At 66.6% G+C, this 15809-nt stretch carries 14 protein-coding genes; 9 read left to right on the plus strand and 5 right to left on the minus strand.

Annotated features, from left to right (window positions below; all coding sequences use genetic code 11):
- Window positions 1-1281 carry an HD-GYP domain-containing protein gene (locus ASE39_RS22410; protein WP_057272595.1) on the minus strand — a complete coding sequence of 427 codons (1281 nt, stop codon included), beginning with the start codon at window positions 1279-1281 and terminating at the stop codon, window positions 1-3.
- Window positions 1282-1384: 103 nt separating this feature from the next.
- Here ASE39_RS22410 and recG point away from each other — a divergent pair, with 103 nt between their 5' ends.
- From recG to ASE39_RS22445, 7 genes are all read left to right on the plus strand, one after another.
- Complete coding sequence (gene recG, locus ASE39_RS22415) at window positions 1385-3541, plus strand: ATP-dependent DNA helicase RecG (RefSeq protein WP_057272596.1); 2157 nt, start codon at window positions 1385-1387, stop codon at window positions 3539-3541.
- A 21-nt stretch (window positions 3542-3562) separates the two neighbouring features.
- A complete protein-coding gene (locus tag ASE39_RS22420) occupies window positions 3563-4528 on the plus strand; it encodes a LysR substrate-binding domain-containing protein (protein ID WP_010466369.1) in 966 nt (321 codons plus the stop codon).
- Between the two features lie 177 nt (window positions 4529-4705).
- Entirely contained in the window at window positions 4706-6448 is a 1743-nt protein-coding gene (locus ASE39_RS22425) for a dipeptidase (protein ID WP_140426862.1), read from the plus strand.
- A 122-nt stretch (window positions 6449-6570) separates the two neighbouring features.
- Window positions 6571-7071 carry a Dps family protein gene (locus tag ASE39_RS22430; RefSeq protein WP_010466365.1) on the plus strand — a complete coding sequence of 167 codons (501 nt, stop codon included), beginning with the start codon at window positions 6571-6573 and terminating at the stop codon, window positions 7069-7071.
- A gap of 9 nt (window positions 7072-7080) precedes the next feature.
- Entirely contained in the window at window positions 7081-7716 is a 636-nt protein-coding gene (locus ASE39_RS22435; protein WP_057272597.1) for an SGNH/GDSL hydrolase family protein, read from the plus strand.
- Between the two features lie 110 nt (window positions 7717-7826).
- Window positions 7827-8717 (plus strand): 4-hydroxybenzoate octaprenyltransferase, encoded by an 891-nt coding sequence (gene ubiA, locus ASE39_RS22440; RefSeq protein WP_057272598.1) that lies wholly within the window; start codon window positions 7827-7829, stop codon window positions 8715-8717.
- A 140-nt stretch (window positions 8718-8857) separates the two neighbouring features.
- Window positions 8858-9226, plus strand: a complete 369-nt coding sequence (locus tag ASE39_RS22445) for a DUF1801 domain-containing protein (protein ID WP_057272599.1) — start codon at window positions 8858-8860, stop codon at window positions 9224-9226.
- Here the strand turns inward: ASE39_RS22445 and ASE39_RS22450 are convergent.
- Complete coding sequence (locus ASE39_RS22450) at window positions 9201-9848, minus strand: helix-turn-helix domain-containing protein (RefSeq protein ID WP_158004269.1); 648 nt, start codon at window positions 9846-9848, stop codon at window positions 9201-9203. The two genes, ASE39_RS22445 and ASE39_RS22450, sit on opposite strands and share 26 nt — an antisense overlap.
- A 167-nt stretch (window positions 9849-10015) precedes the next feature.
- On the opposite strand from ASE39_RS22450, the gene ASE39_RS22455 reads away from it, so the two are divergent.
- Complete coding sequence (locus tag ASE39_RS22455) at window positions 10016-10966, plus strand: hypothetical protein (protein ID WP_057272601.1); 951 nt, start codon at window positions 10016-10018, stop codon at window positions 10964-10966.
- A gap of 99 nt (window positions 10967-11065) precedes the next feature.
- Here the strand turns inward: ASE39_RS22455 and proC are convergent, their stop codons facing one another.
- The 3 genes from proC to ASE39_RS22470 form a co-directional block, all read right to left on the minus strand.
- Window positions 11066-11911: a pyrroline-5-carboxylate reductase gene (gene proC, locus ASE39_RS22460; RefSeq protein ID WP_057272678.1), complete on the minus strand. Its 846-nt coding sequence runs from the start codon at window positions 11909-11911 to the stop codon at window positions 11066-11068.
- Window positions 11912-12078: 167 nt separating this feature from the next.
- On the minus strand, window positions 12079-13572 hold the full coding sequence (glpK, locus tag ASE39_RS22465) for a glycerol kinase GlpK (RefSeq protein WP_057272602.1): 1494 nt from the start codon (window positions 13570-13572) through the stop codon (window positions 12079-12081).
- Between the two features lie 192 nt (window positions 13573-13764).
- Window positions 13765-14529 carry a DeoR/GlpR family DNA-binding transcription regulator gene (locus ASE39_RS22470; protein WP_010466350.1) on the minus strand — a complete coding sequence of 255 codons (765 nt, stop codon included), beginning with the start codon at window positions 14527-14529 and terminating at the stop codon, window positions 13765-13767.
- Window positions 14530-14720: 191 nt separating this feature from the next.
- On the opposite strand from ASE39_RS22470, the gene ASE39_RS22475 reads away from it, so the two are divergent.
- Window positions 14721-15809, plus strand: a complete 1089-nt coding sequence (locus tag ASE39_RS22475; protein WP_057272603.1) for an ABC transporter ATP-binding protein — start codon at window positions 14721-14723, stop codon at window positions 15807-15809.

Below are 15809 nucleotides of genomic sequence, written 5' to 3' on the forward strand. Positions count from 1 at the left end.
CTACCAGACCTTTTCGGCAAAGCCCGACCACAGCTCGGTCAGGTCCGGAAAGCGCCACTTGTCGGGGTCTTCGCGCGCCACGATTTTTTCGTTGCAGTGCGGCGCGGACAGATCCACCATTTCGGGAGGGATGCGCAGGTCGGACTTGGTCGAGAAGAACACCTTGACCGTGGGGGCGGTGAGCGCGGCGGCCGATTGTTCGGTGACCACGCCGATGCGGCCCGAGGTCAGGCGCACGAGCGAGCCCACAGGGTAGATGCCGATGCTTTTGACAAAGGCCTGGAAGATGCGGGCGTCGAAATGGTCCGTGGTCCACTCGGCCATGCGGCGCAGCGACTCGGCGGGGTCCCAGCCGCGCTTGTAGGGCCGGTCGGAGGTGATGGCGTCGTACACGTCGCAGACGGCCGTCATGCGCGCGATCACGCTGATGCCGTCGCCCTGGAGCTTGTTGGGGTAGCCCGACCCATCGACCTTTTCATGGTGGTGCAGGCAGGCATCCAGCACGGCGTCGGGCACGTTGCCGCCTTCCTTGAGCATGTGAAAGCCCTCCACCGGGTGGCTGCGCACCACGGTGAACTCCTGGTCGGTGAGCTTGCCGGGCTTGTTGAGCACGGTCAGCGGAATGGCCGCCTTGCCCAGGTCGTGCAGCAGGCCCGCCATGCCGGCCAGCCGCTGCTGCTCGTCCTTGAGCTTGAGCTGCTGCGCCAGCGCGACCATGAGCGCGCACACGGCCACCGAATGCATGTAGGTGTAGTCGTCGGCCGTCTTCAGGCGCGCCAGGCTGATGAGCGCGCCTGGATTGCGGGTGACGGAATCCGAAATCTCTTCCACCAGGCTCTGTGCGCCCGCCGAATCCACCGCGCGGCCCAGGCGGGCCTCATTGAACATCGAGACCACGGCCTGCTTGGACTTCACGCAGATGGCGGCGGCCATCTTGAGTTCGCTGGCCATGTCCGTGGGCTTGCGGTCCCGCTTCGGCGGCGGTGGAGGAGGCGGCAGCGTGACCTTGAGGGGGGGCAGATCCTCCAGGCGGCTGAAGTCGGTGTCAATCTGGGCATCGGCCTCTTCGCGCGACACCGACACGGTGCCGGGCGCCACGTCCAGCCCCTTGCTGGTGTCAATCCAGCATTCCTGGATCGCCGTGGCCTGGATGCGGGCCAGGTCCTTGGGTTCCTTGAGCAGGAACTTGGCCCGCCAGAAGGGGTGGTCCATCCACGAGCCGCAGAACTCGTGCAGATACATGCCCAGGGTGAGATGTTGAATGTGGATGCGCTTGAGCATGACGAGAACCCTGGGCTCGGAAAAAACGCCCGCCTTCAGGTGTGAGCAACGGTAACCATGGTAGCCTTTTTGCCCAGTCCCTGCCGTTCGTAGAACCCGCTACATGCCCGCCGCCGCCCCCAGAGTTTCCCGCAACGCCAAGGCTTCGGCACCTCCTGCCGTGGTCAAGGGCGGCGCGTCGGTGGCGCAGAAGGCGCTGCAGAAGCTGGGACTTCGGCGCGACATCGACCTGGCCCTGCACCTGCCCCTGCGCTATGAAGATGAAACCCGCATCACCCCGCTGGCCAATGCGCGCGATGGGCAGATGGTGCAGATCGAAGCCACGGTGACCTCCAGCGAAATTCAGCTGCGCCCGCGCCGCCAGTTGCTGGTGCAGGTGGAGGACGACACCGGGGCGTGCGAACTGCGCTTCTTCAGCTTCTACCCCTCGCACCAAAAGACCCTGGCCGTGGGTGCGCGCCTGCGCATCCGGGGCGAAATCAAGGGCGGCTTCTGGGGGCGACAAATGATGCATCCCGCGTTTCGCGTAGCGGGTGGCGAACTGCCCGCCGCGCTGACGCCGGTCTACCCCACCACCGCCGGTTTGCCACAGCCCTACCTGCGCCGTGCCGTGGTCGGCGCGCTGGCTCGGGTGGATTTGTCAGACACCTTACCATCCGCTGCCGAGCCGCCTTTGGCCCGTTTTTATAGCCAAAATGGCCTCCAGCGCTTGTTCAGCTTGCGCGAGGCGCTCACTTTTTTGCACCACCCCACGCCCGATGTGGCGCTGTCGACGCTGGAAGACCACAGCCACCCCGCGTGGCAGCGCCTCAAGGCCGAGGAGCTGCTGGCCCAGCAGCTGTCGCAGCAGCAGTCGCGCCGCGCGCGCGACATGCTGCGTGCGCCCGTGTTGCGCGCACAAAAAGCCGCAGACGGTTCCTTGCCGCTGCACGAGCAGTTGCTGGCCGTGCTGCCGTTCAGCCTCACGGTGGCGCAGCGCCGCGTGGGCGAAGAGATTGCGGCCGACCTGGCCCGCAAGGTGCCCATGCACCGGCTGCTGCAGGGCGACGTCGGGTCGGGCAAAACGGTGGTCTCGGCCCTGGCCGCCTGTTTGGCCATGGACGCGGGCTGGCAGTGCGCGCTGATGGCGCCCACCGAAATCCTGGCCGAGCAACATTTCGCCAAGATGATCGGCTGGCTCGAACCCCTGCTGGCCGCCCGCGGCCGCAAGGTGGCCTGGCTGGTGGGCGGGCAGAAAAAGAAGGACCGCACCGCCATGCTGGCGCTGGTGGCCAGCGGCGAGGCCGCGCTGGTGGTGGGCACCCACGCCGTGATCCAGGAGCAGGTGCAGTTCAAGAACCTGGCGCTGGCCATCATCGACGAGCAGCACCGCTTTGGCGTGGCGCAGCGGCTGGCGCTGCGGCAGAAGCTGGCCGCCCACGGTATGGAGCCGCACATGCTCATGATGAGTGCCACCCCCATCCCGCGCACGCTGGCCATGAGCTACTACGCCGACCTGGATGTCTCCGTCATCGACGAGCTGCCCCCGGGCCGCACCCCCATCGTCACCAAGCTCATCGCCGACAGCCGCAAGGACGAGGTGATTGCACGCATCGGCGCGCAGGTGGAGGCCGGGCGGCAGGTGTACTGGGTGTGCCCGCTGATCGAAGAGAGCGAGGCGTTGGATCTGAGTAACGCCACGGCCACCCACGCTGATCTGAGCGAAGCCCTGCCGGGTTGCATGGTCGGGCTGTTGCATTCGCGCATGCCCACGGCCGAGAAGAAGGCCGTGATGGCGCTGTTCACCAGCGGCCAGATGGGCGTTCTGGTGAGCACCACCGTGATCGAGGTCGGCGTGGACGTGCCCAACGCCTCGCTCATGGTCATCGAGCATGCCGAGCGTTTTGGCCTCTCCCAGCTGCACCAGCTGCGCGGGCGCGTGGGGCGCGGTGCGGCCGCATCGGCCTGCGTGCTGCTGTATGCCACCAACGACAGTGGCCGTGTGGGCGAAACCGCCAAGGAGCGCCTGCGCGCCATGGCCGAGACCAACGATGGCTTCGAAATCGCCCGGCGCGACCTCGAAATACGGGGCCCTGGCGAGTTCCTGGGCGCACGCCAGTCGGGCGACGCGCTGCTGCGTTTTGCCGACCTGGCCACTGACACGCACCTGCTGGAATGGGCGCGTGAGCTGGCTCCGGTGATGCTGGATCGCCACCCGGAATTGGCCGCAAAGCACGTGGCGCGCTGGTTGGGTGGAAAATCCGACTATCTCAAGGCATGAAACGGCCTGCTGGAACACACCATGACCCTCACCGAACTCAAGTACATCGTTGCCGTGGCGCGGGAGAAACACTTCGGTCATGCGGCCGACGCCTGTTATGTATCGCAGCCCACGCTGTCGGTGGCCATCAAGAAGCTGGAAGAAGAGCTCGATGTGAAGCTCTTTGAGCGCAGCGCGGGCGAGGTCTCGGTCACGCCGCTGGGCGAGGAGATCGTGCGCCAGGCGCAGAGCGTGCTGGAGCAGGCGGCGGCCATCAAGGAGATCGCCAAACGCGGCAAGGACCCGCTGGCGGGGCCGCTCACACTGGGCGTGATCTACACCATCGGCCCTTACCTGCTGCCCGAGCTGGTGCGCCAGTCGATCGTGCGCAACCCGCAGATGCCGCTGATGCTGCAAGAGAACTTCACGGTGAAGCTGCTGGAGATGCTGCGCACGGGCGAGATCGATTGCGCCATTCTGGCCGAGCCCTTCCCGGACACGGGGCTGGCCATGGCGCCGCTGTATGACGAACCTTTCATGGCAGCGGTGCCCAGCTCGCATCCGCTGGCGACCAAGAAGTCCGTGACGGCGGCTGAACTCAAGAGCGAAACCATGCTGCTGCTTGGCGCGGGCCACTGCTTTCGCGACCATGTGCTCGAGGTCTGCCCCGAATTCGCACGTTTTGCGAGCAATGCCGAGGGCATCCGCAAGTCGTTCGAAGGCTCTTCGCTGGAGACCATCAAGCACATGGTGGCGGCGGGCATGGGCGTGACACTGGTGCCGCGCCTGTCGGTGCCGCGCGATGCGCTGCTCACCGTGTCGCGCCGCCGCAAGAGCGACGAGACCTACATCCGCTACCTGCCCATCCGCGAGGAAGATGGCGGCCCGCCGCCCGTGCGCCGCGTGGTGCTGGCATGGCGGCGCAGCTTCACGCGCTACGAGGCCATCGCGGCGTTGCGCAACGCGGTGTACGCATGCGAACTGCCGGGCGTGAAACGTCTGTCCTGAGCCCTCCTGGGTCTGCCTGGCGGGACTACACTTTCGCCCGCATGGCGTGTGGCGCGGTAGAGGGTCGCTGAGGACAAAACGCCACGGGTGGCACCAACCTGCCGCCCGCACTGCGGGGTTGCGCCACATGCAACCCGCGAGCGCCATGCGCACTCCACAACCCAAGGAAAGCAATCAATGAAGAAGATCCTGATGGCCGCCGGCTTGGCCGTGGGCCTGGCCGCGTGTTCCAGCATTCCCTCCTCGCACGCCCCCGTGGCGGGCACGGTCAAGAAGGCCGACATGGACCGCCTGGTGGCTTCGCTGCCCGCTGCGGCACAAGGCAGCTTCGGCGAGTTCCTGGCCCAGGCCGCCCGCGAGAACCCGATGCTGCGCGCCAGCGTCTCGGCCTATGCGGCCAAGCAGCCGCTGGCGGGGGACGACCTGGTCAACATCAGCCGTCTGCTCGGTCTGTACAACCGCCTGCACAACCAGGCGGCAGTGATCGACACCACCGCCAAGATGGTGGCGCTCCCCACGTTCCGGTCCGAGAAGGTGCCGCCACACGAAGACAAGTCCATCATTGCCTTCGGTGCGCTGGTGGAGGGCATGGCCCGCGATTTTGGCCTGCAGTACCGCAACGTGGACAACCGTGTCTTTGAAGTGAAGCTGCCCGGCAGCGGCACCGAGGAGTTTGGCATCCTCACGCACGCCGACGTGGTGCCCGTGGTGGCCGACGAATGGGTGCTGGACGATGGCACGCGCCTGGACCCCTTCAAGCTGACGCGCGTGGGTGGCAACCTGTACGGCCGGGGCTCGATCGACGACAAGGGATCGATCGCCACCGTGCTCTACGCGATGAAGGCGGTGAAGGAAAGTGGCCTGCCGCTGTCGCGCACGATCCGCCTCATGATCGAGACGACGGAAGAAACCGGCGGCGACGCGATGAAGTACTACCGCGCCAAGACCACGCTGCCTGAGTACAACATCGTGCTCGACAGCAAGTACCCCGCCGTGGTGGCCGAGAAGGGCTCCGGCGCGCTGCGTGCCTCGTTCGCGCTGGGATCGGTGGCCAGTGCCAGCGCCACCGCCATCACCGCCATGGCCGGCGCCGCATCGACCAACGCCGTGCCGCAGACCGCCACGGCCAAGCTGCAAGGCGGCAACACTGCCGATGTGGCTGCGCGCCTGAACGCCGCCAAGGCTGCGTTCGTCGAGAAATACAAGCCACAGGGCGGGGTCTTCAGCATCGACGTCACGCAAGACGGCGCCGCCGTGCAGGTCAAGGTCACTGGCGCATCCGCCCACGGCTCCCGCCCTGAAGAAGGCGTGAACCCGCTGCCGCGCCTGGCGCTGTTCCTCAAGGAGTCGGGCGTGGCGCTGGCCCCCAATGGCTACGCGCAGGCCGTGCGTTACCTCACCGACCTGTACGGCACCGACTACCTGGGCCGCACGCTGGGCCTGGCGTATGCCGACGACTTCATGGGCCCGCTGACGATGTCCCCCAACCTCGTGCGCGAGAAGGATGGCAAGGTCGATGTGCTGGTGAACGTGCGCATGCCCCGCGGCAGCACGCCCGAGGCGCTCTCGCAGGCCACGTCGGCCAAGATCAAGGCCTGGGGCACCCAGGCCGGCGTGGCGGTGGAGGTGGACCACCAACAGGGCAACTGGATGGCCCGCGACCCCAAGGGCGCCTGGCTCTCCACGCTGCTCAACACCTTTGGTGACACCACGGGCCTGGAAGCCAAGCCCGTGCCCACGGCCGGCAGCACCACGGCCAAGCTCATGCCCAACGCCATCAACTTCGGCCCCGCCATGCCCGGCAAGAAGTACACGGCCCACAACGCCAAGGAGTTCAAGGAAGTGGTGGACCTGGACGCGGACATGCAGATGTTCACCGAGATGCTGGTGCGCATCGGGAATTTGAGCCAGATGCAGTGATGGCTTTGGCGCCTGCGCTACAGTGACCACCAGCCGCCGTGCGCCGCGGCTCCGGAGCCTTCCGGACCACGGCGCACGGCGGATTCCATCGATTGACCGCCATCCCAACGAAGGAGCTTTCCATGGCCAAGGCCTCCAAGACCACCGCCCCCACCATCAACATCGGCATCAGCGAAAAAGACCGCGCCGCCATCGCCCAGGGCCTGTCGCGCCTGCTGGCCGACACCTACACGCTGTACCTGACCACGCACAACTTCCACTGGAACGTGACAGGCCCCATGTTCAACACGCTGCACACCATGTTCATGGCGCAGTACACCGAGCTGTGGAACGCGGTGGACCCGATTGCCGAGCGCATCCGCTCGCTGGGCCATGTGGCCCCCGGCTCGTACGCCGAGTTCGGCAAGCTGGCCACGGTGCCCGACGCGCCGGCCAAGCCTCCGAAGGCGCTGGACATGGTGCGGGTGCTGGTCGAAGGCCATGAGGCCGTGGCCCGCACCGCCCGCAGCCTGTTCCCGCTGGCCGACAAGGCCAGCGACGAGCCTACCGCCGACCTGTTGACCCAGCGCCTCACGGTGCACGAGCAGACGGCCTGGATGTTGCGCTCGCTGCTGGAAGAGTGAGGCACCGGGGTGCAGCACGTATTGGTGTACGCCGACTCCCTGTCGTGGGGCATCGTGCCGGGCACCCGCCAGCGCCTGCCGTTTGGGCAGCGCTGGCCCGGTGCCATGGAGCTGGCCCTGCTTGAGCAGGGGCGTGAGGTGCGGGTGATCGAAGACTGCCTCAACGGTCGGCGCACCGTGTGGGACGACCCGTTCAAGCCCGGCCGCAATGGCCTTCAGGGCTTGGCGCAGCGCATCGAAATCCACTCCCCGCTGGCACTGGTGGTGCTCATGCTGGGCACCAACGACTTCCAGTCCAGCCACCAGAACAGTGCCTGGCATTCGTCGCAGGGGCTGGCCGCGATCGTGGCGGCCATCCGACAGGCGCCCATCGAGCCCGGCATGCCGGTGCCGCCCATCCTGGTGGTGGCGCCGCCGCCCATCACGGTGGCGCACGGCGCGGTCACGCCCAAGTTCGAGGGAGGCGACCTGCGGTGCGTCGGCATGGCAGCCGCCCTGGAACAGGTTGCCCGCACGATGGACTGCCATTTCCTGGATGCGGGCCAGGTGGTCACGGCCAGCCCGGTGGACGGTGTACACCTGGATGCAGACCAGCATGCGCGGCTGGCGCAGGCGTTGACGCCGGTGGTCGCGCGCCTCCTTTAGCCGCTTCCAAGCCATGCCCGCCCGGTGGGTGGGCATGGGAGACTCTGCTGCTACATTCGGTGCGCCCGCACGTTTGGCGGGTTTTATAACCCTTCCGCACTCGCCAACGCATGCCGTCCGTCACCCCGCGCAGCCGCTTCGCCCTGTACCTTGATCTCATCCGCTGGGACCGTCCCGCCGGCTGGCTGGTGTGCCTGTGGCCCACGCTCTCCGCCCTGTGGATCGCGGCCGACGGATTCCCGGGCTGGCATTTGCTGGTGGTGTTCGTGTTGGGCACCATCCTCATGCGCAGCGCCGGCTGCTGCGTGAACGACGTGGCCGACCGCGACTTCGACAAACACGTCAAGCGCACCGCACAGCGCCCCGTGACTACAGGCGCGGTGGGCGTGAAGGAGGCGCTGGCCCTGGGGGCCGTGCTGGCGCTGCTGGCGTTTGGCCTGGTGCTCACCACCAACACCGCCGCCATTGCCTGGTCGGTGCCCGCCGTGCTGGTGGCCATTGCCTATCCCTTTACCAAACGCATCATCGCCATGCCGCAGGCGGTGCTGGGCATCGCGTTCAACTTCGGCATCGTGATCGCGTTTGCCGCCGTGCAGGGCAGCGTGCCTGCCGTGGCTTGGTGGATGTGGCTGGGCAACCTGTTCTGGGTGCTGGCCTATGACACCGAATACGCGATGGTGGACCGCGACGATGACCTCCGGATCGGCATCAAGACCTCGGCCATCACCCTGGGCCGTCTGGATGTGGCCGCCATTGTGGTGTTCTATCTGCTTTTCTTGTCAATTTGGGTTATGGCGCTTGATGGGTATGCGTTGGGTGCTATTTTTTATGTAGCGTTAGCCGTAGCCTTGGCGCAGGTGCTGTGGCATTTCACGCTGATCCGCACGCGCTCGCGCGAAGGGTGTTTCAAGGCATTCCGCGTGAACCACTGGCTGGGCGCCACGGTGTTTGCGGGCATTGCGGGCAGCTATCTGCTGCGGTGGCTGGGTGTGACGGGCTGACTGCGGCGTGCGGGCCGGGCTGGTCAGCGATTTGGTGGCGGGTTTTTACAAGCCGGTTTCCACGCCCTTCGCTACATTGCCTCAGAGCCTCCAGCCAGTCGGCATCTTTCATTCAAACCCCTTATCGCACCTCTCCATCCATGGCCGAAGACCGCGTCCATCAACTACTGCTGGACATCCAGCAGCACCATCCAGAGCAACACGGCTTGCTGCAGGGCGCGCGTGCCCTTGTTCTTGGCCTGGGGCTCGATGTGCGCGAGGAGGTCAAATACGGCGGCATCCTCTTCTCGGCACCCCAGCCCTTTTGTGGCCTGTTTGCGTACACCCAGCATGTGTCGCTGGAGTTTGGCGACGGCGCCCAGCTCCCGGATGCATTCAAGGTGCTGGAGGGGGCGGGAAAACAGCGCAGGCATATCAAATTGCGCACGGTAGAAGATCTCACCGCCAAGCAGGTGTCCCACTACCTGGGATTGGCGTGCTCCATCAGCAATAGCCAGAAGCGCCAATAGCCGCCAGCCACTGCGGCGAAGCCACCACCGCTGCGGGCGTGCGGCCCAGCCAGCGACCAAATTCGCGCGTCATGTGGGCCTGGTCGGTGTAGCCATGGTCCGCTGCGCACTCCGCGAGCGACGGGGCCCTCGGCAACGCCTGCGCAGCACGGCGCACGCGGGCCAGGCACTTCCAATAGGCCGGCGCACGGCCGGTTGCGGCCTGCACCAGCCGTTGCAGGGTGCGCTCCGACACGCCCAGTTGCCGCGCTGCCTGGGCCACCTGGCTGTGGCGCGCCAGGCTTTGCAGGGCATCGGCCACCCGCGTATCCAGCGCCATGCAGTCGTGCAGCAACGGCAGGGCATCGTGGGGTTCGTTCATGGTTTGGCTCTGCAGCAGGGCCAGCAGGCGCTCTGCATCTACCTGCGTGCCCGGCTGCATGCGAAACCCCCAGTAGCACTCGCCCACCGTGCCGGGCACGGTGTAGGTGCTGTCCGCAAGATCGGTCACAAACCAGGTGGACGGTTGGTGGGGGAGGGCATGCAGGATCAGGTCACGGCAACCATCCGGAACCACCACGGTGCTGTCGGCAGCGCATGAAGTGTGGTGCCAGGCTTCAAAGGGATGTAAGAGTTGTGACATGGCCGAGCGATTGTGCCAAGGAGCCCCAAAGATCGCACCCCGGTCGGTAAGATCGCGCCGCCGCACGGCAGCGCAATGGAAAGCCCGCCGCAGGGCGACACTGCCTGCCGCAGCGTTGGGCGTGCGGCGTGTGTCCCTGATCATAAAAACTCCTTCTCCCTGGCAGCATGAAAAACAAAACAAACACTGCGCGTGCCCTGCGTTTCTTGTCCGTGGGCGTGGTGCTGTCGTGTCTGACGGCGCCCGTGTTGGCGGCCGACTACAGCCCTTACCCCAAAGCGGGTGTCTATGAGGCCAGCGACAGCCGTTTTGAGCGGTTGCTCACCGTCAAATCCAACGGCAAGTTCACGCTGGAGGTGTCCGAGATGGGCAAGCCGGGCCAATTGCGCAGTGGCGCTGGCGAAGGCAAGTTGGCCGACGCGCCTGGCGGCTGGGATTTTCGCGAAGGCCGTTGCACGATGACCTTGAAGCGCGCAGCGGGGGGCATGCAGTTGCATGTCGAGGCCTGTGCCAGTGCCTGGGGGGATGTGCCGTTTGACGGCAAGTACAAGTTCCAGAGCGAGGAAGCCGCCGCGCCTGCAGCGAAGGCAGCACCGGCCCCAAAAGCCATGGCTGCGGCGGCGCCTGCCGCGGCGGCTGTCCCTGCAATGGCATCCGCACCCGCCAGCGCAGCGTTGCCGTCGCGCAAAGAATTGCGCCAGCAGTGGGCGCCACTGTCGTCGGACACCGTGGCGGGCAAGAGCGCGGGGTTCTGGGTGCGCTCATCCGGCGGCGCTGCGCCTGCCAGTGGCCTGGAGCATTTTTCGCGTGCAGGGTTTGTGGTGGACGCCAGCAGCGCCTACGACAGCATGCCCCCCGCCGAATTGGCCAAACCGCCGTTGAAGCTGGTGGAGGTTCCCTTGCCAACGGTCAGCGCCAGGGAAGGCCTGGAGTTTGAGGTGGAATGCCGCTACGGAAAATCTGACAAGGCCATCGCGGTCAATGTCAGCAGCCTGGGCAAAGGCCAGCAGATCACGCGCAAACGGACCAGTGCCTGGATGCTGGATGCCAGTTGGCAGGTGGTGGAGATCAAACCTGCCAGCAAGGCGAAGTGCCCGCAGGCACGGGCTGGATATTGAGTCACGCGGATAACGGGCGCTGGCTGCGTCGCCTGGCGGCCGGGGCCCTCCGCGTGCCGGGGCTAGGGGGCTGCAACGAACCTCTCTGCCCCCCAACGTTCACGCCCCAAATTCATCCCCCAGTTCATCGGCCCGCTTGCGCGCGGCTTCCATGGCGCGCTCGAAAGCGGCCCCCACGCCATCCGCTTCCATGGACTGCAAGGCTGCGTAAGTCGTGCCGCCCTTGGACGTGACGCGCTGGCGCAGCATGGCCGGCGGCTCCTCGGAGCGGCGGGCCAGTTCTGACGCCCCCACAAAGGTCCCCACGGCCAGCTGGTGTGCCTGTGCGTTGGAGAGGCCCATGCCCATGCCGGCGCGTGTCATGGCTTCGAGGAAATAGAACACATAGGCGGGGCCCGAGCCCGACAGGGCGGTGACGGCGTCGAGCTGGGGTTCGCTGTCCACCCACAGGAACTCGCCGGTGGACGCCATGATGGCCTCCACGCTCTCGCGCTCGATCGCGTCCACCGCAGGGCGGGCATACAGCGCGCTCATGCCCTTGCCCACCAGGGCCGGTGTATTGGGCATGGTGCGCACGATGCGCTCGGTGCCCAGCCATTGGGCAATGCTGCCCGAGCGGATGCCGGCGGCCACGCTGAGGTGCAGGGCGTTTGTTGTGTGGGCCTTCGCTTGGGCAGCGGCGTCCTTGAAGGTCTGGGGCTTGACGGCCCAGACCACGATGCGCGCGCGCTGCAAGGCGGGCCCGGCTTCAGGCTGGGCTTCAATGCCGTAGTTCTTGCGCAGCGCGTCGCGCGCCTCGGCCCAGGGTTCGACCACCTCGATCTGGCTGGCCGGGTGGCCTTGGTGGATCAGCCCGCCAATGATGGCGCTGGCCATGTTGCCGCCGCCGATGAAGGCGATGGTAGGGAGTTGTGGGCTGGCGGTTGCGGAAGTGGGGGCGGTCATGGGGCGGTCGCGCGAATGTGAACGGGCCACGATGGTAGCGCCGAACCGTGCGAAGCCGCCCTCGTTGCGGGCGGGGCCCGGCATGTGCCATTGACGTGCCCGAAGAACCCCCGCCCCTGGCGGCTGTGCCTAGGCGCCGGAGGCGACTCAGGGGCGCGTCCCCTATCTCACGCCGCTGTCGTTTGCCGCACGGCATGTTCCCAGTTCGCCATCAGCTCCTGGGCACGCGCGTTGCTCAGGGTCGGCACAAAGCGGCGATCGGCGCGCCACAGTTGCGAGAGTTCGTCGGTGCTGCGGTACACGCCGCTCGACAGCCCTGCCAGGTAGGCGGCGCCCAGCGCAGTGGTCTCGATGACCGCAGGGCGCACCACCGGGATGCCCAGCAGGTCGGCCTGGAACTGCATGAGCAGGTCGTTGATGCAGGCACCGCCGTCCACGCGCAGCTCGCTGACCGGTGCGCCGCCAGCGGCCACGGCATCACGGCTCATGGCCAGGAGCAGGGCGGAGCTTTGATAGGCAATGCTCTCCAGGGCGGCGCGGGCAATGTGGCCCAGCGTGGTGCCGCGCGTGAGGCCCGTGATGGTGCCGCGCGAGTCGGGCTTCCAGTACGGGGCGCCCAGGCCGGTGAAGGCGGGCACCATCATCACGCCGCCCGAATCCGGCACGCTTTGCGCCAGCGATTCGACCTCGCTGCTGGTCGAGATGGCGCGCAGGCCGTCGCGCAGCCACTGCACCACGGCGCCGCCGACGAAGACGCTGCCTTCCATTGCGAACTCGGGCGTTGTCCCGGTCTGCGCCGCGCTGGTGGTGAGCAGGCCGTTCTGCGAGGTCTGGAACTTGCTGCCCGTGTGCATCAGCATGAAGCACCCCGTGCCATAGGTGTTCTTGGCCATGCCGGCGGTAAAACAGGCCTGGCCGAACAGCGCGCTTTGCTGGTCGCCTGCCACACCGCCCACGGGCGCGGCGTGGCCCAGCAGGTCGGCGGCGATGTCGCAAAAGTGCGAGCTTGATGGCTGTACCTCGGGCATCAGCGATCTGGGGATCCGCAGCAGCGCCAGCAGCTCATCGTCCCACTGGTTGGTGTGCACGTTGAACAGCATGGTGCGCGAGGCGTTGCTCACGTCCGTCACATGCACCTGTCCGTGGGTGAGCTTCCACATCAGCCAGCTGTCCACCGTGCCAAAGGCCAGCTCGCCGCGCTCGGCCGCATCGCGCGCGCCGGGCACGTGGTCCAGCAGCCACTGCAGCTTGGTGCCCGAGAAATACGCATCCACCAGCAGCCCGGTCTTGGCCTGGATGGTGGCCGCGTGGCCCTGGCTGCGCAGCTGGGCGCAGGCGGGTTCGGCGCGCCGGTCCTGCCACACGATGGCGTGGTGCACGGGTTGGCCAGTCTTGCGGTTCCACAGCACGGTGGTCTCGCGCTGGTTGGTGATGCCCACGGCGCGCACGGCACTGGCGGCAATGCCGGCCTTGGCCAACGCATCGCGCGCCGTAGCCAGCTGGGTGCGCCAGATTTCCAGTGGGTCGTGCTCCACCCAGCCGGGCTGGGGGTAGATCTGCGGCAGCTCCAGCTGCGCCTGCGCCACGATGTGGCCCTGCTCGTCAAAGACGATGCTGCGGGAGCTGGAGGTGCCTTGGTCGAGTGCGAGCAGGTAGGTCATAGGTAAGCAGGTTATGTCAGGCCGTTGGGTTGGCCCTTGAGTTGGATAGCCGGCCCATGAACGGGCGCTGCTCCAGCCAGCGACCGCCGCGCAAGGGCCGCCCCGCCGCGCTGGCGGTGTCCCCCTTCCCGAATTGCGCAGCAATTCGAGAGAAGGGGGAAGGCGCGAAGCGCCACAGGGGGTTGTCCTGATTCATGCGGCGACAGTACAGATGACTTCGGCGTCCTGCAAAAGCGCGGGGAAGGGCTCCGGCGGCGGCGCGTCGGTGAACAGGCGGTCGATCTGCGCCAGCGTGGCCAGCTGCACCATTGCCGGGCGGTTGAACTTGCTGTGGTCGGCCGCCAGCCAGACCTCGCGCGACTGTTCGATGATGGTTTGTGCGACCTTCACCTCGCGGTAGTCGAAGTCGCGCAGCGAGCCGTCGGGCTCCACGCCCGAGATGCCGATGAGCGCGATGTCGACCTTGAACTGCCGGATGAAGTCCACCGCCGCCTCGCCCACGATGCCGCGGTCGCGGGTGCGCACCACGCCGCCGGCCACGATGACTTCGCACTCGGGGTTGCCGCTCAGGATGGCGGCCACATTGAGGTTGTTGGTGATCACGCGCAGGCCGCGGTGGTGCAGCAAGGCCTTGGCAATGGCTTCGGTGGTGGTGCCGATGTTCAGGATCAGCGAACAGTCGTTGGGCACCTGGCTCGCCACGGCGCGGGCAATGCGCGCTTTGCCCTCGGCATGCAGCGTTTCGCGCTGGGTGTGGGCCAGGTTCTCCACGGTGGAGCTGGGCACACGCACGCCGCCATGAAAACGCGTGAGCAGCCCGGATTCGGCCAGGCGCTGCACGTCGCGGCGCACGGTCTGCAGCGTCACGCCGAGGGTATCGGCCAGTTGCTCGACCGTGGCAGATTTGCGCGCGCGGACTTCTTCCAGCAGCAGCAGTTGTCGAGGATTCGTATTCACGCGTATTAATTGGCTATGGGGTGCGGATACTTTAAATCGAACAAAAAGGAACTCATTAAGGGTAAACCTTGATTCAATACGATCAGAAAAGAACAAAAATGAACGCAATCGAAAACGAGGTGTCGGACTGCGTGCGCAGTCGGCGCCAGATCCCTACGGCCCCGGGAGGGGCCTACTAGAAAGGTTGCGTGATGCAGCTGGCACTGGACAGCATCAGCAAAAAGGTAGGACCGCAGACCTGGCTTCATGACATGAGCCTGGCGCTGCACAGCGGCGCCGTCACGGTGTTGCTGGGTGCCACGCAGGCGGGCAAGACCAGCCTGATGCGCATCATGGCCGGGCTGGACACCCCCACGGCAGGCCGCGTGACAGTCGACGGCGTGGATGTGACCGGCATGCCGGTGCGCGACCGCAATGTGGCCATGGTGTATCAGCAGTTCATCAACTACCCCTCGATGAAGGTGGCGGCCAACATTGCGTCGCCGCTCAAGCTGCGCGGCGAAAAGAACATCGAGGCCCGGGTGCGCGAGATCGCCAGCCGCCTGCACATCGACATGTTCCTGGACCGCTATCCGGCCGAGCTGTCGGGCGGGCAGCAGCAGCGCGTGGCACTGGCCCGTGCTTTGGCCAAGGGCGCGCCGCTGATGCTGCTCGATGAACCCCTGGTGAACCTGGACTACAAGCTGCGCGAAGAGCTGCGCGAAGAACTCACGCAACTGTTTGCCGCAGGGCAGTCCACGGTGGTCTATGCCACGACCGAGCCGGGCGAGGCCCTGCTGCTGGGCGGCTACACCGCGGTGCTCGACGAAGGGCAGCTGCTGCAGTACGGCCCCACGGCCGAGGTCTTCCACGCGCCCAATTCGCTGCGCGTGGCGCGCGCCTTTAGCGATCCGCCGATGAATCTGCTGCCCGCCACGGTGGCCGCGCAGGGGGTGCAGCTTCCGGGTGGCACGGTGCTGTCGATCCCGCTGCCCCAGGGTGCGGCGGCGGGTGGCGTCACCGTGGGCGTGCGCGCCAGTGCGCTGCGCGTTCACGCCCGTCCCGGCGACGCAGGCGTGAACGGCACGGTGGAGCTGGCCGAGATTTCGGGGTCCGACACCTTCGTGCACGCATCCACGCCGTGGGGCGACCTGGTCGCGCAGCTGACCGGCGTGCATTACTTTGAATTGGGGGCGGCCATCACGCTGCATCTGGACCCGTCGCAGGCCTACGTGTTTGGCGCCGACGGCCGCCTGGTTTGGGCGCCCGCGCGACACCGCGCCGTACAAGGAGGGCGTTGA

Origin of the sequence: Acidovorax sp. Root267 (assembly GCF_001429215.1) — a bacterium.
In the GTDB taxonomy this organism is placed as follows: Bacteria; Pseudomonadota; Gammaproteobacteria; order Burkholderiales; family Burkholderiaceae_C; genus Acidovorax; species Acidovorax radicis.